The organism is Anaerosporomusa subterranea, assembly GCF_001611555.1.
Lineage (GTDB): Bacteria > Bacillota > Negativicutes > Sporomusales > Acetonemataceae > Anaerosporomusa > Anaerosporomusa subterranea.
Genome location: NZ_LSGP01000020.1, coordinates 1 through 22,537, shown reverse-complemented (window position 1 = coordinate 22,537; position 22,537 = coordinate 1). Strand labels below are relative to the sequence as shown.

Genomic DNA, 22,537 nt, shown 5'->3' with positions numbered 1-22,537 from the left:
AGATTACCGGACAAAGCCAGTGTCAACTAAGTCTTGATATGTATAGGCTTTTTTGATTAATTGCTTGGTCTGCAGCCACTCTACCACTGATTCGATTTCTTTCGGTGCAGGCGCTGTTGCTTTGGTATAAGCAGGCAATACAATATTGCCCTTTACTTCCTTCGGGAAGCCGCCTTTTTCAATCAGCAGATCAATATAGTTTGCCGCTGGTTCACGTGACAGGTAGTCAACTGCTTTATTGTAGGCCTGGTACATGGCCTGGATTTCTTTGCTCTTTTCTTTGGTCGACTTGGCGGTAAACAACAAGACGCCGGGATTTACTCCGAGTTTGTCAGAACTATTAAGAATCTTAGCACCGTTATTGACAGCGATAGTGGCTAACGGCTCTGGCAGCGTGGCGGCAGCAATCTTGCCATTCTTTAGCATTTCCAAGCGGGCAGGCATCTGGGGAATGATTGCTTTATTAATATCGCCTGAGGTTAACCCAGCCTCTGTCAGCATCTTATCTGTCACATATTCGATAATTGTATTCTTGGAAATCCCGACATCCTTGCCTTTTAGGTCTTTAATTGAGGCGGCGCTGACATCTTTGTGGATAATCAATTTGTAGCTGCCGTTGGTTAGTGAAGTAATGACTGTGCTAAAACCGCCTTCTTTAGCAAACGCTGCAGCTAATATGTCAGAAACCGCGCCGTCCAGATTGCCGCTTTGCAGGGCGCTATCGCGGTCCATGGCGCTTTTAAACGACTGTAGCTTGACTGTTAGTCCCTGTTCGCGAAAGAATCCCTTCTCTTGGGCGATAATAAACGGAATCGAATCAACGTCTGGCAGAATTCCCAGGGTAATCGTCTGTAGTTGCTCAGGCTTTTGCACAGTCGTGTCGTTCTTGTTTACCGAGCAGGCGGCAAGTACAAATGTTGCGGTAATGACTAAGCAGATAGTTAACAGCTTTTTCACGAAAGATCCTCCATTCAAGTTAACCCGCATTATATGTCTAAATGAGGGTTCGCTCTGCAGCGAGGCTAATCCTGCAAAAAAAGAATCGCGAAAAACATCCTTGTTCTAAACACGGTGGGATTAAACTAAAGATTATGACGGTTTCTAACGATACTATAATGAGGGATATTTTCTAAGGAGGATGATACTATGGATATGATGATTAATAGAATAATTCCGGTTCAAAAAGTGTTGTCTATCTCTAGACGCAACTCCCAGTTATCCCAAGACCGAAGAAAGAAAAAAGAGCAGGATTCCGCCGGAACCAAGTTTACGCCAATTGAAAAGGGAAAACTAAATACAAATAAAAGAAATGCGTAGCAGCGGCTTCAATAGCTTAGACAACAAGCGACAGGAACACATCTGACAAGTATGTGTTCCTGTCGCTTGTTGTTATAAATAATGAACTGCCGGGTTTATCGTATTCGATGACGGCCGTTTGTCTTTGTATATTCGTTTGCACTGTGAAAATTCCTGTAACTGTCGGGAGCTGCTTCGCAATTGGAACGCTAGGCTCTCGACATAGCGAATTTTCCGATGGGAAACTGTCTTCTAGAGGCCATCCTCTATGAGTGGGGAGCGGATTTGTCCGATTATGTTGACAAGATGTTATTGAATATGGGCAAATATGGTAGTACAATGATGCTGCGAGATACTGTTCCGCCGGACATTGTTCCAATGGAGGTGGTTGTTTTTTTGTTTGGACCTAACCGGCTGGGAGATCTGGGAGACAAGATCATAAAGGGAGATGAGATTTTATGCAGGGAAAGGAAACTCAATCCACTCAAATTAGTTGGGTAAGTTATGCAGCATTTTTATTTGCTATTGTATTTTTCTCAGGCGTATTTGCCTCAGCCAAAGACTGGACACAGGTTCTGGACTTTAGTGTACTTAATGGTGCATATGGAAAGATTACCGGCGAGGCTGGCAAGATATTTACTTTCCGCGGAACCGGTGGCGGTGGGGCGCGCGATGGCTTTATGTTTTCGCTGGAACTGATGCCTCCAGTCATCTTCGCGCTGGGCGTTATCGCTGTTGTCGACGGTCTGGGCGGATTGCGGGTAGCGCAGAAATTGATGACTCCGTTGCTAAAGCCGCTACTGGGTATTCCCGGGGTCTGCGGTCTGGCGCTAATCGCCAACCTTCAAAGCACTGATGCTGGTGCAGGCATGATCAAGGAATTGGTGGAGCGCGGCGAGATCACTGACAACGAGCGCACCATCTTCGCAACTTATCAAATCAGCGCCAGTGCGACGGTTACTAACTACTTCTCTTCTGGCGTTGCTCTGTTTGGCTTCATCACTGTGCCCATTCTGTTGCCATTAGTGATGATGTTTTTCTTTAAAATACTGGGCGCAAATATGGTTCGGTTCTACATTAAGGCCATGCAGAAGCGTGAGACAGTAAATACCATAGGGGTAGGGAAATAGGAGGTGGCGACTATGTCAACAACAAATGTAACTGTCAAGAAGAATGTACTCGATATGTTTGTCGATGGAGCCCGGCGTGGCTTCAACATTGCCACCACAAACTTACTGCCCAATGTGGTGATGGCGTTTATCTTTATTAAGGCATTGCAGGTATCAGGTCTGTTGGATCTCATCGGCAGGGCATTTGGCCCCATCATGGCGCTTTGGGGTATGCCTGGCCAGGCGGCAACAGTGCTGGTAGCGGCCTTTATGAGCATGGGCGGCGGTGTTGGCGTTGCTGCCAGTCTGTACACAACAGGAATATTAACTCCGGCAGATGTTACCGCTTTGCTGCCGGCAATTTACATCATGGGCAATCCGGTGCAAAATGTAGGTCGCTGCCTGGGAACGGCGGAAGTTGATACAAAATACTACACAGGGATTACTCTCATTTGTGTAATCAATTCACTGCTTTGCATGTGGGTAATGAAGGCTTTGATGATGTTCTTTTAGGGATTAGGCTCTGCATACTCCGCGGTTACGTATTCTTTGGTTTTAGGGAGGCTAGGCTGATGTTGTTCACTCTGTTAAAAAACTGTGACGTCTATACGCCAGAGCATATAGGCCATAATGACATACTGATTATCGGGGACAGGATTGCCAGAATCGCGCCCCGGATTGACATTTGCAGCGGCGTATTTCAGGTTGAATTTATCGACGTTGAAGGCAGAAAGGTTGTTCCGGGGTTCATTGATCCACATGTTCACATGATCGGCGGCGGTGGTGAGGCGGGCTTTTACAGCCGGGTTCCTGAAATCATGCTGTCAGGGATAATTAGCTCAGGCATTACGACCCTGGTGGGAGTCCTGGGAACTGATGGCACGACAAGACATTTGGAGTCACTGCTAGCCAAGGCCAGAGGACTGGAGACCGAGGGCGTTACAACCTATATGTTCACAGGCTCGTATGAACTGCCGCCTTTGAACATAACCGGCAGTGTTAGACGCGATATCATTATCATTGATAAAATCGTCGGCGTTGGCGAGGTGGCGGTGTCTGATCACCGTTCCTCCGAACCCACAGTCCAGGAACTAAAACGATTGGCGACTGAAGCCCGCCTCGGCGGCATGCTCAGCGGTAAGCCAGGGATCGCCCACTTCCATATGGGCAGCGGTAAAGATGGTCTGAGTAAGATCGTTGAAGCCGTCGAAACCAGTGAAATTCCCGCTCGGCATTTTTACCCGACTCATATTAATCGGAAACGGGAGTTGCTGGACGAGGCAATGGAGTTTGCCAAGCTTGGCGGCTATATTGATATGACGGCAGGCGTCAGTCCGCAAAATGGATTTACCGGAACGGTCAAACCCAGTCGGGCTGTGATCGAATGCCTGGATAAGGGAGTTCCGCTCAACCGGATAACCATGAGCTCTGACGGTAACGGTAGCATGGCTGTGTACAACGAGGCAGGGAAAGTAGAGCGCCTCCTGGTCACTACTCTTGACTCGATTCATAAAGAATTTAAGGATCTGGTGTTGCAGGATGGCCTTGACCTGACCCGGGCATTACATACGGTTTCTACAAATACTGCAGCTTTGCTCGGTCTGTATCCACTGAAGGGAGCCATTGCGATTGACAGCCATGCAGACCTAGTTGTGCTAAATGATAAGCTGGACGTTGACATGGTTTTTGCTAAGGGTGTTAGGATGATGGAAAATGGCGTAGTCATCAAGAAGGGAACGTTTGAGTAATCTATTACAGGCAATAGTAAAAAGAAACAGGAAGAAGCCGTCAGGGTATTCTTCCTGTTTCTTTTTACTCAATGAAAGAATAATGAGACTTTTAGGACTTTTGTACTGGTTAATTATGGAGGAATTTGAAAAATAATGGCGAAAGAAGGTAAAAGCGGTAAAGAAAGAATAGTGACACATCCATCGTTATGTTTGCAGCGCTGGAGGGGGACTGCTTGTGAGCCACCGAACTATACAGATTGATAAACTTATTGCGGGAATGGTTGTTTCACAACCGGTTCTTTCTGGTGACGGACAGGTTCTATTAGAGCAAGGCACGATGCTGACCGGCGACATGATTCGATATTTACGGTCGTGGCGGGTCCCACTAGTGGATGTAGTCGTGCCGAAAAAGAATTGGTTGGAGAAACCGGTTCTTAGCGAAGTTTATACTGAAACTCTGGAGATCATTAGTCAGACCTTTGAGAAGGTGAGATTATTTCATGAGGTTCCAGTTGATGAATGCAAAGAATTAGTCGGGAAATATATAGAAATCATGATTGATATCCCTGGTGTGGTGAATAGTCTGCATCGAGTCAAAGGACACAGCGAGTATACGTACAGGCACTCACTGAACGTATCAATTATTGCTGGCCTTCTGGGTAAATGGTTAGGCTATAAGGGCCAAGAACTGCAGGATATCATGCTCGCCGGACTGTTGCACGATGTTGGCAAAGCCTTTATTTCTAAGAGTATTTTGGATAAACCAGCCAAGCTAACAGACGAAGAAATAGATATTATGCGCAGGCACTCGCTACAAGGATATCAATTGATCGATCGCTCAGATGGCGTTTCAATTGCAGTTAAACTTGCCATCCTGCAGCACCATGAACGCGATGACGGCAGTGGCTACCCGTTAGGTCTGCATTGCACCAATATCAGCGAGTACGGTAAAATTATCGCCATTGCTGACCTTTATGATGCAATGACCAGCGATAGGGCATACAGGCGGAAATTGCCGCCATTTACGGCGGTAGAGACAATTTTGGGCGAAATGTATGGGAAGCTAGATCCGCAACTTTGTCTGACCTTCACTTCGCGCCTCAGTCAGCACCTTGTCGGCGCGTTGGTAGAGCTAAATGATGGCAATATAGCCCGTGTGGTAATGCTCAACGATGTCTTAGCATCGCGGCCTGTGGTTCAAATGAGGAATGGCATGAGCATCGACTTAGAGAGAAGACGGGATCTTTCGATTGTCGCTTTGCTGGAGGACGAGGTAGCGACAGGCACTGGTTGAACCTAGTAAATAAAACACCGCAAGCGTTAGTTCGGCGCTTGCGGTGTTTTCATATTAAAACGTATATGTAGTTTCGATTGCGGCGATTCGCTCTTTATTCTGTGTGTCAATGGTCTTTGCCCATTCGTGGCTGAGCTTAACGCTCCAACGATCAGTGAGACTCTTTTCCCAGGCCAGTTCTATACCTTTCGTATTGGCGTCGTAGGTAGCCAGGCCGGTGACGACCGAATTGGCTTTGAGATTGCGGTAGGTTGCGCTGATGGTTTCTTTTTCCGTTGCCGCGTAGGTTACGCCGGCCAGCATCCCGGAGGCAGCTTGGTCAGCTGAAGAGCGCAGCCCTTCAAAGGCGAACTCCCATTTGTCCACAGCGGTTTTTAGTCCTAACCCGTAAACTGAGTTGACGCTGGGATTATTGCTTACATGCAGATATTCGCCAGATACTGTCACGTCGCCGAAGACTTTGCTAACTTCGAGACCTGTTACTGTTTTGTTGTTATTGGTCTCAAGCAAGTTTTTATCGACTTTGCCAACTAATAGCTTGAGATTTTTTTGTTCACTTTCACTGGCCCAGGTTGCGCCGCGAAACATGTTATCCCGTCCAACTTCAGTCAGATCGGCCAGACCGGAGAGTGTTCCGAGCTCTGCCTCTTGCGAACCGAGAGTCAGCGTGCCGCCAGGAGCTTCATAGATCAGGCCGAATTGGTCAACTTCGTGGATGGAATCATCTATATTATCGCCGCCAAAATTCCGGTAAGCAAATCGTGCGTATGCAGATACGTTATCTGACAGTGGCTGGCTGAAGTTGAGGATAAATGTTTGCTCGCCAGTGTGGCTGTCAGGATCAGCTTTGGGTTTTACTCTTTCCCACTGCAGTGTTGCTTCACCAGAGACGGAGAGAGTTCTATTGTCTGCCGCTTCAGCCGCCAAAGCAGTAGTAGCGGTTGCAGTAATAACCAGTGCAGTAAGCAGTGATGACAATGCAGCTTTTTTCATGATAATTCCTCCTATTATTTTAACTACCGGCAATTATAAGTTTGCGAAGATGCCGGGGTTACGGTTTCAAAAGTACACGAAGTAGTACGAGAAGAAGTACGATAGCGCGAGGCCCACGAGGGACACAAGCCGCAAAGCAGACTTTCTAAAAACTAAACACTAAACTAAATGCTAGAATCCTAGTAAACCGCCGATGGTGTAGACCAGGAAGCTGACTACCCAGGCGACAACGATCGTATATACCATGGTGAACAAAGACCATTTCCAGGAATTCGTTTCCCGCCGAATAACGGCAAGGGCAGCAAAGCAAGGTGAGTATAACAGCACAAACACCATTAGCGTGTAGGCTACCAGAGGACTAAACACCGGGTCGGCAACCAAGGCTTCCTGCAGGGCGACAGATGTTTCATCCGCTTCGCCGACGCTATAGATGGTTCCTAACGTGCTTACCAGCACTTCTTTGGCGGCAACTCCAGCAAAGAGACCAATGCTGATTTTCCAATCAAAGCCTAGGGGTTTGACTAATGGCTCGATGGCTTGACCAATACGGCCAGCATAACTGGCGACGAGCTTCTCTGCTGCTTGCTCTTGCTCAAGAGCCGCTACTTCGTCTTCTGCGGTTGCTTTGAGCTCCTGATAACGCTCTGCGAGGCTAAAGAGTTTTTCGTTTTCTGCCTTTAATGCGGCAAACTGCTCTTCTTTCGCCAATTCAATGGCGGCAAATTCAGGACTGTCAGACTCAAGTTCTGCTGTTTGCTTTTCAAAGTCTTCATCAATTGCTTGCGCTTTTTCTAGCAAAGCCATAAAGTCCTGGTGTTGTTCGATGTTCTCAACTTGGAGAGCGGGAGCAATTTCCTTGGCAGCCTGTTCTTCAAACAGAGTCTGCGACTGGGTAATTAGAGTGTCGTAATCTTTGCTGTACTGTACTTCGCTGGGATAATTGGTTAAAAACCAGATCAGCACTGAGACGGCGAGAATAATTGTACCGGCTTTCCGCAAATAGAGAACTCCGCGTTCCCACATCTGTATCAGCACACTGCGCAAGGTCGGCAGGTGATAAGGTGGCAGCTCCATGACAAACGGTTCGACAGCGCCCTTAAAGAGAAAGCTGCGGAAAATACGAGCCATGAGTACTGCGATGACAATGCCGAGAACATAGATGGAAAACAAAACGCTGCCAGCAGATTCCTTGCTAAAAAAGGCGGAAATCAGCACTGTATATACAGGCAGACGAGCGCTGCAGCTCATGAACGGGGAAACCAGGATGGTGACTAAGCGGTCCCGCGGGTTTTCGAGCGTCCTTGTTGCCATTACCGCCGGCACCGTGCAGCCAAAGCCTAACAACATCGGAATGAATGATTTACCATGCAGACCAACAGAGCGTAGCACTCTATCCATGATGAAGGCAGCTCTGGCCATATAGCCGCTTCCCTCGAGCAAGGCAATACCAAAGAATAATAGCAATATTTGCGGTAAAAAGACTATTACGCCGCCAACGCCGCCAATGATGCCATCGACAAGCAAAGAACGTAAATCACCTTCTGCCATATGTGCGCCAACCCAGGTTCCTAGAGCCGCTGCGCCGTCTTCCAGCCATGACTGGGGAGCTTCGGCCAACGTAAATACGAGATTAAAAAGAAGCCACATGAGAGCGAAAAAGATTGGCAAACCAAATATCCGGTTTGTTAAGACTTTATCAATTTTGTCAGAGGTAGTTTGGTTTTTATCTGACTGGACGGTGAGAATCCGGCTGAGGACTTTGCCGACAAACTGATAACGGCGGTCAGCAATGGTCAGCTCCGGGTCTTCGTCATTTTTTGTCTGGAGCTCTTGCCGAAGTTTGGCTGCCCGATGAATGATTGTTTGCCCAGCGCTAAGGTCGCGTATCAGACGCAGTATTTCTTCATCGTTTTCGAGCAGCTTGATTGCCAGCCAACGAACCGGAAATCGCAAGCCTTCGCCGTTGGCGGTGAGTTCGTGGCTGAGTTGTTCGATCGCAGATTCAAGGTTGCCGTAGTCAATCCGCCAGGATTGGTGTTGCTGTCCGGCCGATGCGGCACACGCGGCTAGTATTTCTTTCGTGCCTTGATTACGGCTGCCGACTGTCCGGACAACCGGTGAGGCGAAGACTTCTTCCAGGGCCTTGTTATTAATCGAGTAACCGCGTCCGCTAGCGACGTCGATCATATTTAACACTAGTACTGTCGGCTGTTCCAGTTCAAGCAGCTGAGCGGTGAGATAAAGGTTCCGCTCCAGGTTGGATGCATCGATAATATTGGCAACGACATCCGGTTTTTCTTCGACAATAAAACGTCTGGCAACCACTTCGTCTTCTGAGTAAGCGGTCAGACTATAGGTTCCCGGCAAGTCGACAATGCGGAATTCCTTATTATCACTGCCGGCAAAGCCCTCGCGTTTTTCCACGGTTACACCGGGATAGTTGCCTACATGTTGGCTTGAGCCGGTTAAGTTATTAAAGACAGTGGATTTACCCGAGTTCGGGTTGCCTGCTAAGGCGACTGTCCAGCGATGTGTAGCTTTCATCTTGATCCTCCGTTTCATTTCTCAATTTAGTTCACTGACGCAGATGCAGCATGCAGCGCCGCTATCGAGCGCGATGCGGCAATCGCGTACACAAACAATAACTGCTGAACCGCATTTGCCTACGACTGTCACTGGTTCGCCGGCGGTAAATCCTAAATTCGTTAACCGTCTGGATACATCAGCTGGTCCCTGGACTGCAGAGACCCGGCAGTGCTCACCGGTTTTCATCAGACTTAATGGCATGATGCTCCTCCTTCACTGGAATATCCAGTTCAATGAATTCGGCTTCTGCCTTGCGCAGCGAGAGATTAAAGCCTTTTACTCTGACCTCCACCGGGTCGCCGAGAGGAGCAAACTTTAGCATCTCAATCGGTGTACCGGCCACCACTCCCATATCGATAATTCTCCGTTGAATGGAACCACCGCCCCGCACCTTGGCGACAATGCCGGTCTCACCGGGGGCAAGTTGGTTTAATGTTGTTCGCATCAAATCTACCTCCTGTACTTTCTTTAAACAAGAGAATGAAATCCATTCTCAATAGATGAGGAAAAAAATAAGTTCATCTTAATTAGTGACAGCGACGAAACTGGCAAATGACGAACTTTTCAACATTTGACTAAAGGCGGTTACAATATTCGGATCGAACTGGGTTCCCGCACACCGCCACAATTCAGCCAGTGCCTGCTCTCCGGAAATGCAGGTTCGATAAGAGCGATTGCTAGTCATGGCATCGAACGCATCACAGACGGCAATAATACGTGAGCCAAGAGGAATAGCATCGCCAACTAAACATCCCGGGTATCCCTGTCCATCCATTCTTTCGTGGTGATGCAAAATGATTTGCGCCACTTCAGCCAGCAAGGTTACTTTGTTAACAATCGAAAAGCCGATGACTGGATGCGTTTTAATGATCGCAAATTCCTCCGGTGTCAATCGGCCTGGCTTTAACAGCACCGAGTCTGGTATGCCAATCTTGCCGATATCATGGAGGTGGGCGGCGATATCGAGCGATTGCTGCTCTGCTATTGAAAGTCGTAACTGTTGAGCGATAGCTTGGCATAAACCGGCTACTCGGCAGGAATGCCCGCAGGTATAGTCATTTTTTGCGTCAAGAGCGGCTGTGAGAGCATCAACAATTTGGTGAAGGTCAGCTAGAGAAAAGTGAGAAATCATGCGACAGAATCCTTTGCTGCTTCAATTTGTTTTAGATCGAGTTATGTATGGCTGGAATGCTGCGGGCGCTATTTTATTTATTGAATGACTTGCCGGGTCGTAACGGCAGATGCCGTTTCTCCCCTCCTGTTTGCAGCAATACAAAGCCTGATCTGCATAATGGACAAACACATCTAAAGCCGGATAGGGAGAATTGGGATTCAGACTGCACATTCCTAACGACGCGGTAACCCGAGTCCCTGGATTCTCCGGCAATTCAAAAGCCTGCTGGTTAATCGCGGCATAGATACGATTAGCTATGGTCGAAGCGCCGGAATAATCTGTTTCTGGCAATAACAAAGCAAATTCTTCGCCGCCAATGCGCGCTGCTATGTCTGAATGCCTGATGCAAGCGCGCAAACGTGATGCCAGTTCGATCAATACCCAGTCACCGGCTTGGTGTCCGTACTGATCATTTATTTGTTTGAAGTGATCGATATCTAGCATTAATAATGAAACTGGACGCTTTTCTCGCTGAGCAAAAGTAAGGATATGATGGAAAGAATCAAAGAAGGAGCGCCGGTTCGCGATTTGCGTTAACGCATCTGTCATTGCCAATAGATGCATCTGGGCAAACGCCTGCTCAAGTTCAGTCTTTTGAGCCTGAAGTTGCATTTGCGCCAGCTTCAAGGAAGAATTCGCCTGTTCCAAGTGTAACGATTTTTCGCGAATTTCGCGATGCGACTCAGATAATTCGTTGATCGAGCGGTGTAGCTCTTTTTCACGATTGCCAATGCGATGCGCCATCCAGTTTAAGTCGCGCATCAGATTGATCATCTCATTCTCCTCATCTTTATCACGACTCTCGTTGGGCACTGGCAGTGTGCTCTCGTATTCGCCCTCTCTTATTTTTCTGCAAAATTTTTCAATTCGCTTGATCTGGTGCAGAAATATCCATTGTTGAGTGATCCATGGCCCGGTAAAGGCAATAAACAAGGCAGCAATAATCCCTGAAGCCATAAGTTGGTTGAATAGGGGGTCTTGTTCTAAACGTGTTTGATATCCCAGCCATAAGATTAATGCCAGCGGACTTAGTGAGAAGACCAAATACATCCAGCGCAGTTTCGTGTATATTTTCATGTAAAGTCTCCGCATTACTGGTGGACATTGAGAATGATTATCATTGCTATTTTATCTTCGCAATATGCTCTTGTCAAGAAAAATATGATTCGTCTGTGTTTAACGTTGAGGGAGTTCTGCTCAGGCAGGATTTTTATGTACATGACGAGAATTGCCACATATTATTGCCTGCTCTTTGGGAGCGGGCGATGCTATGGGGTTATATAGATAGGAAAGGTGGATAACATGATCAGGGAAATGCAAATACCTATATTGCAGTTGGTTTCCTCTATTGCCAGCACTACAGACCTCATGAGTCCATTGCTGGCTAATCATCATAAGCTGGTCGCCTATATAGCTTTTTGTATCTCGAAAGAACTAGGCTTTTCACATAAAGAACGCAAAAACATCCTATTGGCCGGAGCGCTTCATGACCTGGGTGCGCTTTCACTGACAGACAGAGTGAAAGTCCTGGATTTTGAAGTGAAGGACCCTCACCGACACGCTGAAGTGGGCTATCGCTTACTTAAGCTGCTGGATCCTTTTGATGGCATCTCTGATATTGTACGCTATCATCATGTTTCATGGCATCACGGGAAAGGCTGTGAACATGAAGGCGGTAAGGCGCCTGAGCATAGTCATATCATTCATCTGGCTGATCGAATCGCTGTACTGATTAACCAGGATGTAGATTTAAGTGAGCAAGCCAATGCCATTGTCGCTAAGGTGGGCGAGCTTTCTGGAACCGAGTTCAAGCCAGAACATGTCGAAGCCTTTTCCGGACTGGCGGCAAAAGAGTATTTTTGGCTTGATATCAGGCACCGGTTGACGGCATCGTTTCTTCAGCGTTTAGTCAAAGATGAGACAGCTATCTTTGATAACCAGGGGCTAACCCGCCTGGCTCAGTTCTTTGCACAAATGATTGATTTCCGCAGTCCATTCACTGCCACGCATTCAACGGGAGTTGCAGCTAGCGCTGTTGCCATCGCTGAATTAATGGCCTTCTCTGAACAAGAATGTTTGACCATGCAAATCGCCGGCTATCTGCACGATCTGGGGAAACTGGCTGTGCCTACAGAAATTCTTGAAAAACCCGGGAAGTTAACAGCTGATGAATGGCGAATCATTAAGGCTCACACTTATCACGGCTATCGGACGCTTGAGCCGATAGCCGATCTGAAAACCATTAATGCTTGGGGAAGTTTTCATCACGAGCGGCTTGACGGCAAGGGCTACCCGTTCCATTTAAATAGAAACTGTCTGTCCCTTGGCTCGCGGATCATGGCGGTAGCTGACATATTCACCGCAGTTACGGAAGATCGCCCTTATCGCAAAGGTATGACTAACAGTGAAGTGATGAAGATCATCAAACAGCATTGTTTGGACGGAGCTCTAGATGCTAATGTTGTAGCTACCCTAGAGAAGTATTTTGATGATATAAATTATCGAAGAATAACCGCACAGGACGCATCAATATCTGATTATAAATTCTTCATTGCACAGTGAAGTTCAGCCAAGTGCGACCATGATTGCGCCAACGCCGATCAGTAATATCCCCAAGCCGCTGATCATGCTGATCTTCTCGCCTAAGAAGCCGATCGCTAATACAGTCGCAACCACTACACTAAGTTTGTCAATCGGGGCGACTTGTGACACCTTGCCATATTTCAATGCTAAGAAATAGAAAAGCCAGGATGAAGCACCGGCGATGCCGCTGAGAAAAATAAATGAAATTGCCTTCTTATCCGCGAAAATCACGGGAAGTTTGCTAAGATTGCCTTGCAAGGCGACGACTAACACAAGGAACGCGGCCATGATGATTGAGCGGATTGCAGTGGCGGAATTGGCATCAATTGACTGAAGGCCAATTTTGCCGAAGATCGATACTAGGGCGGCGGTTAACGCCGCCAGCAAAGCATAAATTAGCCAGAGATATTGTTCCATACGCTTTCCCTCCCACGCAGAGATAGTAAGTTTATTCTATGTATGATTATAACTCGAAACTATATTGTGATCATAGTATACGGCGATCATTCGTCTGGAAATCAAAGGTGAGCAAAGATGTTAAAAATGAAGAAGATCGCCGCGCTACGCGGCGATCTTCCTAGTCGCTTTACTCAACTACTTTGTCAGATGATCCATACAGATTTACCGTACTGTTACCCAGAAGTCAATTGCCCGGTCAGTTTCTGTATAGTTCGGAATGATTTGAAGTTTGCCTTTGCCAGGCGCTTTGGCAACAAAGACCAGCTTGCTGTTATCAGTTTTAACCTGTTCCATGACGTCATTGAAAAAGTTTTCGCCGCTAGACAGGAAACGGGTCTTTTTTGTTAAACCGGCAGCAGGTTCAAGGATCAGTGTTTGGCCTTTTTGCAAGGTGATGTTATTTGCCGACAAGGTAACGTTGCCGCTGTCGCTGTAATTATAGGTCACTTTTACCGCCTCAGCGTTCGGTGTGGTGCTTGGAGCGGTTGGGGTCTGTGAATCAATCGGCCTGACATCAGAGCATCCGCCCAGAAATAAAGTGAATGCTAATATTAAGCCCATCATGGCAATAAAGGTAGTGCGTTGGTTTCGCATTTTCATCAGTAGCCTCCTGTAAAATAAGTTATTGAGACGAACGCGTTTGCGCTGCTCAAGTATATTAACGCTGCAAGATTAAGAAGGTAACGCAATTATGTAAAGTTAATTGCTTGTATAGGAGAAACCGGTATTTGCAGCCGCTAAAAAGCGATATCAGGGGGATTTTGCCGCAGAAAGTAAAGTAGTGTATAAGGCGCAGGGAGGAGATCTTTGATGGTAGCACAGCAATCAACTGAAAAAATACAAAAAGGCCGTTACCGACATTACAAGGGTGGTGAGTACTTTGTAATTGACCAAGCGACTCATTCAGAAACCGGAGAGCGCTTTGTTGTTTATCGTGCTTTATATGGCGATCAGGGGCTTTGGATTCGGCCGTATACAATGTTTTTTGAGACGGTAGTTATAAATGGACAAGCGGTCCCGCGATTTGCGTGGTTGGGAGATGAAACTTCTGACTCGTCTACCACCCTAGGGCGTCTTGATCAATAAAGTCGGCGGCATGCATACCCTTTACAGGTCCAACGCAGAACACAAGCGACACAAATATACCGCTATTATTATTCGATTATCATGCGCGTGCTAGTGTTCCGCCCCTTACGCTACGAGACCTCAACGTGCCTGCAAACTTATCGGTTCTAGTGCAAAAAGGCCCTGCCGTAATACGGCAGGGCTGGGTAACCCAAATATCTAAAGTTCTGATTCTGACTGAGGAATTTCTTCTGTTGTCGAGAGTCGATTCTTATAGGCTGCGGCACCGAGAATACCGCCAATGATAACGACGGCGAGAATCCACTTTACGTAAGGGTCTGCGGTCCACGCAGCCAGGAAGGGTTCGCCGACAATCATTTTTGCTGCTGTCCAGCCAAGAACAGCGGCGCCTAAGTCAATAATGATGGGGAAGCGCTCAACAAGCTTAATGACTAGTGTGCTGCTAAACACGACGATTGGAATGCTGATCATGAGTCCTAAGATCACGAGGGTGAAGTTGCCTTGTGCCGCGCCAGCAACACCAAGCACATTATCTAACCCCATGCAGGCATCAGCGATGATGATGGTTCTAACGGCGTCAAACAGGTTACTCTTAGCGGCAACTGCTTCTTCTACTTTCTCGTTTTTGTCTGTAAGCAGTTTGAAGGCAATCCAGATTAGCATCAAGCCGCCAGCCAAGAGCAAGCCAGGAACCTGGAGTAGCCAGACAACAAATACGGTAGCACAGATTCGGATAACGACTGCGCCAAAGGTTCCTAACAAAATAGCCTTCTTTTGCTGGAGCTTGGGCAAGTTTCTGGCTGCCAAGCCGATAACGATCGCGTTATCGCCAGCCAATACAATGTCAATAACAACAATAGCGAATACAGCAGACCACAGCTCGAGAGAAAACATGCGAATCCACCCCTTTCTAATTTGGCAATGATGACAGATGCGTTAAGTACTTACCTGTGGGGCAAGGTTAGCAACGATCATGTTTGCCAAACATGGACTGGCAACGCGAGGCTGTCAGTAAACTCCATATATTCTGATAGTACTGCTGCTTGTCTAGAGAGTCAACTGTTATATGCAAGCAGAATAACTTAAAAAAGACTATATGATCGTATTGGAATAGGAGATGCTCAAATTACAGGCGATTACGACTCCGGGGAGGGATTTAGATGACAATGTTAGCGGGAGGGACTGTACTGGCAATAGATGCTGGTGGTACGTCTTGTCGGGCCCTATTATGTAGTCAATCTGGTGAAGTCCTGGGCTACGCTCAGGGTGGTCCGGCAAATTATCACAGTATTGGTGAAGGGCAAGCAAGAAAAGTCATTACTAAACTGTTGCAGTCCTTACCGTGCAGACCGTCGTCAGTCGAGTGCGCAGTCTTTGGGCTGGCTGGCCTGGATACTCGCAAAGATCGTGAGGTTCTGACCGCCGTGGCAGTGGATACACTGCGTGCCGCGGCCATCCAGACGGACCAACTGCTGCTAGAGAATGATGGAATGGTAACCTTGATTGGTGCAACTGGTGGCTCTGACGGTTTGTTAATTATTGCAGGGACAGGATCTATCGCCTGTGGCGTCGCTCTTGATGGACGTAGGGTGAGGGTAGGCGGTTGGGGGAGCCGCGCAGGAGATGAGGGAAGCGGCTATTGTATCGGAATGGACGCATTGCGCCATGCGCTGCGAACAGCTGATGGCAGAGAGAAGCAATCAGGCATTTGTGCGGTAATACTGCAGGAAAAAGGCATGGTCGATGTCGAAGAACTGATTAATTGGCTGTATAGTTCCGATTTTTCGGTTGATTCAGTGGCTGCCCTTGCGCCGGCTATTTTTACTTTGGCTGATAATGGAGACTGGCAGGCCAGAACCATTGTCAACAACGCGCTAAATGAGCTGAGTCTGATGGCTGCCACTGTAATTGATAAACTAGCTCTTAGTGATACTAATCTGCACACAGTATTAGCAGGCGGCATTCTAGAGAAGAATTCCTGGTTGAGGGAGAAGTTAGCGCACTCCATCCAAAAACTAGCGCCGCAGGCGCATTTTGCGCCAGCCGTTTACCCGCCGATTGTCGGCGGACTGCTGCTGGGACTGCGAGCCAGCGGTGGTTTAGTTCTTCCCGGCACGCTGCAAAGAATCATGGCCGGCATTCCCTAACCTTTATTTCTATCTTCATGTTTCCCCCAATGCCTGTCCTCAATGCTGCCCAAAGGAGGTATGTCAGTGGAACCTGTTCAGCAGCCCCATCAGTCTAACAGCAGGAGACTGCTCATACTCTCGGTTGCAGCGATCCTGTTATTGTCAACATGTTTCTTTTTTTTGCTACAGCATCGTCAAAATCCAAATCGAGCCCCAATTACGGCAGCCGAGCTGGACAACCGGCTGATGGAGACCGGAGGGGAAGAATTTGTGCAATTGCCGGCGCCAAGTCCGGCAGATCGTAAGCTGATCGAAGCACAGGAGGCGCTCGCTGCTCGCCAACCGGATAGAGCTCTACAGTTAGCTAATGAGATGCTAGCTGTTGACGCGAAGAATGTCACAGCTCATATTATTCTTGGTCGCTCCTATTTCCGTACCGGGGAGTTAGATAAAGCAGCTAAAGCGTTTTCTAAAGCGATAGAGATTAAGCCCGACTTGCCGGAAGCCTACCTGTATCGCGGACACCTTCATAAAGCGAATAAGCGCTATGATCAGGCGCTTGCAGATTATAACCAAGCATTAGGACTCAATCCTGAATTGTCAGCTGCTTATTATCATCGTGGTGACGTTGGCTTGCTCACAAATGAACTTGATGATGCAATGGCCGATTTCACGCTGGCTATTGTCAAAAAGAGCGGTGTAACCAACCCTCCGCCCACCCCCTACTTTAAACGCGGCTATCTGCTGTATTTGCAGCAAGACCATAAGGCAGCAATTAAGGATCTAAGCCGAGCGATCGAACTGGCACCAGCGATGTACGAAGCCTATCTCTATCGGGCCAATGCGTTGTGCGCTTTGCGGCGTCATGACATGGCAATCCGCGATTACAATACATTAATTCAGTTGAAACCGGATTTCGCTCTCGCCTATTACGGCAGGGCACTCGCTCTGCGGGAAAAAGGCGACACGGAAAAGGCGGACACGGATTTCCGCAAAGCAGAACAGTTGGGGATAAAACGCCTGCAGTAGATAATTTTTATTTTCAACGGCCAGACTCCAAGGGCGTTCAGAAAGGTCGAGATGTTGTTACCTATGAGACTACTAAACATTTGATGCAACATAGTAGAGTAGCATCACTAGGCACCCCGGAAACTCAGCGGCGACGCGTACGCGGGGTACGCTAGCAATGAGTTTCCGGGGGTAACAACGGCCTAATGCTGTGCCATCCATGGCGCATTCGGCACTAGCGCATCCGTGCGCGTCACAGATTGGCCCGTGCTTGAAGAGCCCGGCTAAGCTAAGCGCAATAAGCCTAGCACTATCAACATCGTCCCCGGTAAAAAGGGGAACCGCCTTTTCCATTCATCAGACACAAAGCGGTCTGATAGCACAACCCCACCGCCAATACAGATAATGTGAATAATCCCGATTATCAAGGGAGTGTAAAGCGGCAACGCACCGGTTAAGGCTGCGGCAAAGGTACCTACTGCCGCGTCGGCGCCAACCGCCAGCCCCAAAAATACCGCCTCTAATGGACTAATTACTCCCAAGTGATCAACGTCAGCGGACTCCGGTCTAGCCATAATGCTAATGACCAGATGACCGATTGAAAAAGTCAGCTTGCCGGCTGTGACCTCTCCTTCCACCTCATAAGTGGGAATGTTCTTGGTTAAGTATTGGTGGAATACGTTCCACGCTCCTAAAAGAATTAACAGGATACCGCCGAGGACCATCGCTAGAAATGTATCAATATATTGTCCCAGCATAGCTGCTGCACCCATCGCGAACGCAGACGCGACAGCAGTGACGGCCCCAACAATCAGGAATGAGCTTAATGGAATACGGATGCTACGCAGACCATAGGCTACGCCTGCCATTAGACCGTCAATGCTGACAGCGACCCCTAGCAGTAGCACATAAAAGAAATTCACGTTGTTCAACTCCTTTGGAGAAAGCACATCTTCAAATTACTATATGGCGGAAGCATAATTTTGCTCACCAGCCACAGCATTCTGCCTAGCTTTCAGGCAGGAATTTTTAACTAGGAAGGTGAATACTATTCAAGTTAAGACTTTACTACGTTTATGAGGAAAGCCAATCAATTGAAAAAACAACAAAGAACCGCTGTTAAGTCAAGCCAACGTTCTATTATCGCTGATAAGCTTTTGGCTTGGTATGACGCATGCGGCAGAGAACTTTCTTGGCGTCAAGATACTACCCTGTATAAAGTCTGGGTTTCTGAAATCATGCTCCAACAAACCCGGGTTGAAGCGGTTGAGCCTTACTACAGGCGCTTCCTCGACCGCTTTCCGGATATGAGAACGTTAGCAGATGCCCCTGAAGAAGATGTACTACACGCATGGCAAGGCCTTGGCTATTATAGCCGCGCCCGCAACCTGCAGACAGGGGTCAGAGAAGCGCTGGAACGCTATGACGGCGTTTTGCCGCAAACCCGGCAAGAGGTTGAAAGCCTCAGCGGTGTCGGCAGCTACACCGCCGGCGCACTGCTGAGCATTGTTCATGGACAGCCTGAGCCTGCCGTTGACGGCAATGTGCTCAGAGTATTCAGCCGTCTGTTTTGTCTAAAACAGCTGATAACCTCATCAATTGGTAAACAGGCTGTGACAGCAAAGGTTCGCGAGGTTATCCCCTCCGACCGTCCAGGCGATTTCAATCAGGCGGTTATGGACCTTGGTTCATCTGTTTGTGGTCGAGTGCCGCGCTGCTCGCTTTGTCCGCTGGCTGATGAATGCATCGCATATAAGGAGGGCTGTCAATCGGAACTACCGCGTAAAGCAAAAAAAGCTGAGCCTCGCCCGGTTAAGATGGCGGTCGGCATCGTGAAAAATCAGTGTCAGCAATTTTTTGTGCGAAAGCGGCCTAAGAGTGGTTTGCTGGCTGGCATGTGGGAGTTCCCGACGATTGAAGCGGTGGATAGCGATCCAGAAACAGCGCTTCGGTCTCTTTTTGCCAAGAGCGGGCAAACTGTTGCTTCGCTAACCCAGTGGCGCAATCTGCAGCATGTATTCAGTCACCGGACCTGGGATTTGCAAATTTATCAAGGCTCAGGCACGGGATATAACAATGAACGCCGCGAAGACGGTTGCTGGATGACGTTAGACGAACTCGCAGCCGTACCTTTGGGCAAACCGCATCAGACGATGGCCAATTGGCTGGCAGAAGCAGCGCTATAAAGAATTTACTATGGTAATGTAAATAAGTGGATAGACTATGGATAATGATGGTCTGAGGTGAGGAAATGGATTTTGGTTTAGGAAAAGTTTTGCCGATTAGCCTTGACGAAGAAATGAAGAACTCGTATATCGACTATGCGATGAGTGTTATCGTTATGCGGGCTTTGCCTGACGTTAGGGATGGCTTGAAGCCAGTGCACCGACGGATTCTCTATGCAATGCATGAAGCTGGAATGGCTTCTAATAAAGCCCACAAAAAATCAGCCCGTATCGTCGGTGAAGTTCTCGGTAAATATCATCCCCACGGCGATAGCTCGGTCTATGATGCGATCGTACGCTTGGCACAGGATTTCTCTACCCGGTATCTGATGGTTGATGGCCATGGTAACTTCGGATCGGTTGACGGTGACTCAGCGGCAGCCATGCGTTATACGGAAGTCCGCATGTCGCGTATTGCCGAAGAAATGCTAGAAGACATTGAGAAAGATACAGTTGACTTTGCACCAAACTATGACGAGTCGCTCAAAGAACCAACTGTACTGCCAGCCAAGATCCCCAACCTACTGGTTAATGGTTCGTCAGGCATTGCCGTTGGCATGGCTACTAATATACCGCCGCACAATTTGGGTGAAGTGGTTGATGCGCTTGTTGTGATGATCGACAATCCTGACATCACGATACCCGAATTAATGCAATACATAAAAGGTCCGGATTTCCCAACCGGCGCCCTGATTCTTGGGCGGGAAGGGATACGGCAAGCCTATACGACAGGACGCGGTTCAGTGAAAATGCGAGCCCAGGCGCGTATTGAACGCATGTCTAATGGCAAAACTCGCATACTGGTCACAGAACTTCCCTATCAAGTTAATAAAGCCAGGCTAATCGAAAAGATTGCCGAACTGGTGCGCGACAAAACGATTGATGGCATCACTGACCTGCGCGACGAAAGCGACCGCACAGGGATGAGAGTTGTTATTGAGTTAAGGCGTGATGCCAACGGTGACGTCGTTCTCAATCAATTATATAAGCATACGCAATTGCAGGAGACCTTCGGGGTCAACATGCTGGCCTTAGTTGATGGCCGTCCGCAAGTTCTTAACCTCCAACAGGTACTTTACTATTATCTTGAACATCAAAAAGTAGTTATTGTTCGTCGGACCCGGTTTGAGTTGGCGAAGGCCAAGGCTAGAGAGCATATCTTACAAGGTCTAAAGATTGCGCTTGATCACCTGGATGCAGTTATTCGTACCATCCGGCAGTCACAGACGGCTGATATTGCCCGGAATGCTTTGATGGAAACCTTCTCACTCAGTGAAAAGCAGGCACAGGCAATTCTAGACATGCGTCTGCAACGCCTGACAGGTCTGGAGAGAGAAAAAATTGAGCAAGAGTACAAAGATGTGCTCGAGACCATTGAGTGGCTGGAGGCTGTTTTGGCTGACGAGCATAAAGTTTTGCAATTGATTAAAGAAGAACTGCTCGATGTCAGAAAGCGTTTCGCCGATGAACGGCGTACCGTGATTACCAGCGACGTGTCGAAAATCGAAATCGAAGATTTAATTGCTCAGGAAGATATTATTATCACAATTACCCATAACGGTTATGTGAAACGACTGTCTGCTGACACCTATCGCAGCCAGAAGCGCGGCGGTCGGGGGGTCACTGGCATGGGGACCAAGGAAGAAGACTTTGTTGAGCATCTGTTTGTCGCTACTACTCACCACAACATCTTGTTCTTCACGAATCGTGGTCGGGTATATCGCCTGAAAGGCTACGAGTTGCCTGATGCAGGTCGGACAGCTAAAGGCACGGCGATCATCAATTTGCTACCGCTCGAGAATAAAGAATTGATAACAGCAGTCATCCCACTGAAAGAATTTGCTGCCAATAAACATCTGTTTATGGCGACAAAAAATGGTGTCGTCAAGAAAACTGAACTGATGGAGTTTGACACAGAACGCAAGGTTGGCCTTATTGCGATTTCTCTTGATGAGGATGATGATCTGATTGGCGTGCGGCTTACTGATGGCAACCAACATGTGATCTTGGGGACAGAACATGGAATGGCGATCTGCTTTAATGAACAAAATGTGCGCAGCATGGGCCGTACGGCTCGTGGCGTCCGTGGGATTTCGCTTGAAGATGCTGATGTCGTCATCGGTATGGAGACAATCTTCAAAGGCGGTGAAGTACTTACTGTAACTGCTGAGGGATATGGCAAACGCACTCCTACCGAAGAATACAAATCGCAAAATCGGGGCGGCAAAGGTGTTATTAACCATAAGCTAACCGATAAGACTGGTGTAGTGGTCGGTCTCAAAATCGTAAAACCCGGCCAGGAGCTAATGCTCATATCCGGAGACGGTATCATCATCCGTATGGAAGTTGATGAGATCTCGGTAGTTGGGCGAAATACACAAGGTGTACGCCTAATGAGAATCGGCGAGAATGACAAAGTCGTTGCTTTAGCGGCGGTAGAGAAGAAAACCGATAATGAGTAATCGTGGGGGCGACTTTTAAGTCGCCCTGCTTTTTAAAATTTTTGAATGTATATAATTCTAGAATCTGTGCCACACTATGCTTTGCGGAGGTTTCGTTAGACGAATACTGGTAGATGAGTGATTGACAAGCTATTGCCAGTATGGTATATTAGTGTTCCCAGAAGGGTGAGTCTCCTAGTGATAGCTAATCAAACTTAGCTTCACAGTTAAATAAGGCTAAAAACCTTGTTGACATAGTACAAGCCCCTATGGTATACTGAATAAGTTGTCGCTAAGCGATGGCAATCAGTACCCGAAAGAAACAAAAACTACATATTGACACAATGCTAGTGCTTATGTTAATATGTAATAACGTCGCTGGTAACGGCAACGGCGGTTGAGAGCAGCGAAGCTGCTGGCAGCC

The 22,537-nt window shown here is 47.8% G+C and carries 22 protein-coding genes; 11 read left to right on the top strand and 11 right to left on the bottom strand.

Features of this window, described 5'->3' with window-relative positions; genetic code table 11:
• Positions 1-3: 3 nt before the first annotated feature.
• Positions 4-957 carry an ABC transporter substrate-binding protein gene (locus tag AXX12_RS12525; RefSeq protein WP_066243184.1) on the bottom strand — a complete coding sequence of 318 codons (954 nt, stop codon included), beginning with the start codon at positions 955-957 and terminating at the stop codon, positions 4-6.
• 189 nt (positions 958-1,146) lie between these two features.
• Between AXX12_RS12525 and AXX12_RS19370 the strand changes: the two genes are divergently transcribed.
• The 5 genes from AXX12_RS19370 to AXX12_RS12500 all read left to right on the top strand — a co-directional run bounded on the left by AXX12_RS19370 (position 1,147) and on the right by AXX12_RS12500 (position 5,429).
• Positions 1,147-1,317: a hypothetical protein gene (locus AXX12_RS19370; RefSeq protein WP_156478662.1), complete on the top strand. Its 171-nt coding sequence runs from the start codon at positions 1,147-1,149 to the stop codon at positions 1,315-1,317.
• 437 nt (positions 1,318-1,754) lie between these two features.
• On the top strand, positions 1,755-2,426 hold the full coding sequence (locus AXX12_RS12515; protein WP_066243178.1) for a nucleoside recognition domain-containing protein: 672 nt from the start codon (positions 1,755-1,757) through the stop codon (positions 2,424-2,426).
• 12 nt (positions 2,427-2,438) lie between these two features.
• Positions 2,439-2,918: a YjiG family protein gene (locus tag AXX12_RS12510; protein WP_066243176.1), complete on the top strand. Its 480-nt coding sequence runs from the start codon at positions 2,439-2,441 to the stop codon at positions 2,916-2,918.
• A 59-nt stretch (positions 2,919-2,977) separates the two neighbouring features.
• A complete protein-coding gene (gene iadA, locus AXX12_RS12505; RefSeq protein WP_082816849.1) occupies positions 2,978-4,153 on the top strand; it encodes a beta-aspartyl-peptidase in 1,176 nt (391 codons plus the stop codon).
• Between the two features lie 217 nt (positions 4,154-4,370).
• Positions 4,371-5,429, top strand: coding sequence for an HD-GYP domain-containing protein (locus AXX12_RS12500; protein ID WP_066243172.1), 1,059 nt, complete (start codon positions 4,371-4,373; stop codon positions 5,427-5,429).
• A gap of 54 nt (positions 5,430-5,483) precedes the next feature.
• Here the strand turns inward: AXX12_RS12500 and AXX12_RS12495 are convergent, their stop codons facing one another.
• The 6 genes from AXX12_RS12495 to AXX12_RS12470 all read right to left on the bottom strand — a co-directional run bounded on the left by AXX12_RS12495 (position 5,484) and on the right by AXX12_RS12470 (position 11,259).
• Positions 5,484-6,422: a porin gene (locus AXX12_RS12495; protein WP_066243169.1), complete on the bottom strand. Its 939-nt coding sequence runs from the start codon at positions 6,420-6,422 to the stop codon at positions 5,484-5,486.
• 171 nt (positions 6,423-6,593) lie between these two features.
• Positions 6,594-8,966: a ferrous iron transport protein B gene (feoB, locus tag AXX12_RS12490; RefSeq protein ID WP_066243166.1), complete on the bottom strand. Its 2,373-nt coding sequence runs from the start codon at positions 8,964-8,966 to the stop codon at positions 6,594-6,596.
• 21 nt (positions 8,967-8,987) lie between these two features.
• Positions 8,988-9,209, bottom strand: coding sequence for a FeoA family protein (locus AXX12_RS12485; RefSeq protein WP_066243164.1), 222 nt, complete (start codon positions 9,207-9,209; stop codon positions 8,988-8,990).
• Positions 9,181-9,453 (bottom strand): FeoA family protein, encoded by a 273-nt coding sequence (locus AXX12_RS12480; RefSeq protein ID WP_066243161.1) that lies wholly within the window; start codon positions 9,451-9,453, stop codon positions 9,181-9,183. The genes AXX12_RS12485 and AXX12_RS12480 overlap by 29 nt, the downstream gene beginning before the upstream one ends.
• Before the next feature lie 78 nt (positions 9,454-9,531).
• Positions 9,532-10,140, bottom strand: a complete 609-nt coding sequence (locus AXX12_RS12475) for an HD-GYP domain-containing protein (RefSeq protein ID WP_066243158.1) — start codon at positions 10,138-10,140, stop codon at positions 9,532-9,534.
• A gap of 21 nt (positions 10,141-10,161) precedes the next feature.
• Positions 10,162-11,259 (bottom strand): GGDEF domain-containing protein, encoded by a 1,098-nt coding sequence (locus AXX12_RS12470; protein ID WP_066243156.1) that lies wholly within the window; start codon positions 11,257-11,259, stop codon positions 10,162-10,164.
• A gap of 225 nt (positions 11,260-11,484) precedes the next feature.
• Here AXX12_RS12470 and AXX12_RS12465 point away from each other — a divergent pair, with 225 nt between their 5' ends.
• Positions 11,485-12,744 (top strand): HD-GYP domain-containing protein, encoded by a 1,260-nt coding sequence (locus AXX12_RS12465; protein WP_066243154.1) that lies wholly within the window; start codon positions 11,485-11,487, stop codon positions 12,742-12,744.
• Positions 12,745-12,747: 3 nt separating this feature from the next.
• Here the strand turns inward: AXX12_RS12465 and AXX12_RS12460 are convergent, their stop codons facing one another.
• Entirely contained in the window at positions 12,748-13,182 is a 435-nt protein-coding gene (locus tag AXX12_RS12460; protein WP_066243150.1) for an EamA family transporter, read from the bottom strand.
• Positions 13,183-13,386: 204 nt separating this feature from the next.
• Complete coding sequence (locus tag AXX12_RS12455; RefSeq protein ID WP_066243147.1) at positions 13,387-13,824, bottom strand: hypothetical protein; 438 nt, start codon at positions 13,822-13,824, stop codon at positions 13,387-13,389.
• Between the two features lie 210 nt (positions 13,825-14,034).
• Here AXX12_RS12455 and AXX12_RS12450 point away from each other — a divergent pair, with 210 nt between their 5' ends.
• The gene (locus tag AXX12_RS12450; RefSeq protein WP_066243144.1) at positions 14,035-14,310 is read left to right on the top strand and encodes a DUF1653 domain-containing protein; all 276 of its coding nucleotides are present in this window, start codon (positions 14,035-14,037) and stop codon (positions 14,308-14,310) included.
• 198 nt (positions 14,311-14,508) lie between these two features.
• Here the strand turns inward: AXX12_RS12450 and AXX12_RS12445 are convergent, their stop codons facing one another.
• Entirely contained in the window at positions 14,509-15,210 is a 702-nt protein-coding gene (locus AXX12_RS12445; RefSeq protein ID WP_066243141.1) for a TerC family protein, read from the bottom strand.
• Between the two features lie 260 nt (positions 15,211-15,470).
• Here AXX12_RS12445 and AXX12_RS12440 point away from each other — a divergent pair, with 260 nt between their 5' ends.
• Both AXX12_RS12440 and AXX12_RS12435 read left to right on the top strand, forming a co-directional pair.
• Positions 15,471-16,457: an N-acetylglucosamine kinase gene (locus tag AXX12_RS12440; RefSeq protein ID WP_066243138.1), complete on the top strand. Its 987-nt coding sequence runs from the start codon at positions 15,471-15,473 to the stop codon at positions 16,455-16,457.
• Positions 16,458-16,523: 66 nt separating this feature from the next.
• A complete protein-coding gene (locus AXX12_RS12435) occupies positions 16,524-17,468 on the top strand; it encodes a tetratricopeptide repeat protein (RefSeq protein WP_066243137.1) in 945 nt (314 codons plus the stop codon).
• Positions 17,469-17,731: 263 nt separating this feature from the next.
• Here AXX12_RS12435 and AXX12_RS12430 read toward each other — a convergent pair whose 3' ends face one another.
• Complete coding sequence (locus AXX12_RS12430; RefSeq protein WP_074431368.1) at positions 17,732-18,370, bottom strand: manganese efflux pump; 639 nt, start codon at positions 18,368-18,370, stop codon at positions 17,732-17,734.
• Positions 18,371-18,541: 171 nt separating this feature from the next.
• Here AXX12_RS12430 and mutY point away from each other — a divergent pair, with 171 nt between their 5' ends.
• The gene (mutY, locus tag AXX12_RS12425; protein WP_231881888.1) at positions 18,542-19,633 is read left to right on the top strand and encodes an A/G-specific adenine glycosylase; all 1,092 of its coding nucleotides are present in this window, start codon (positions 18,542-18,544) and stop codon (positions 19,631-19,633) included.
• Positions 19,634-19,698: 65 nt separating this feature from the next.
• Positions 19,699-22,134 carry a DNA gyrase subunit A gene (gyrA, locus tag AXX12_RS12420; protein WP_066243131.1) on the top strand — a complete coding sequence of 812 codons (2,436 nt, stop codon included), beginning with the start codon at positions 19,699-19,701 and terminating at the stop codon, positions 22,132-22,134.
• Positions 22,135-22,537: the final 403 nt, after the last annotated feature.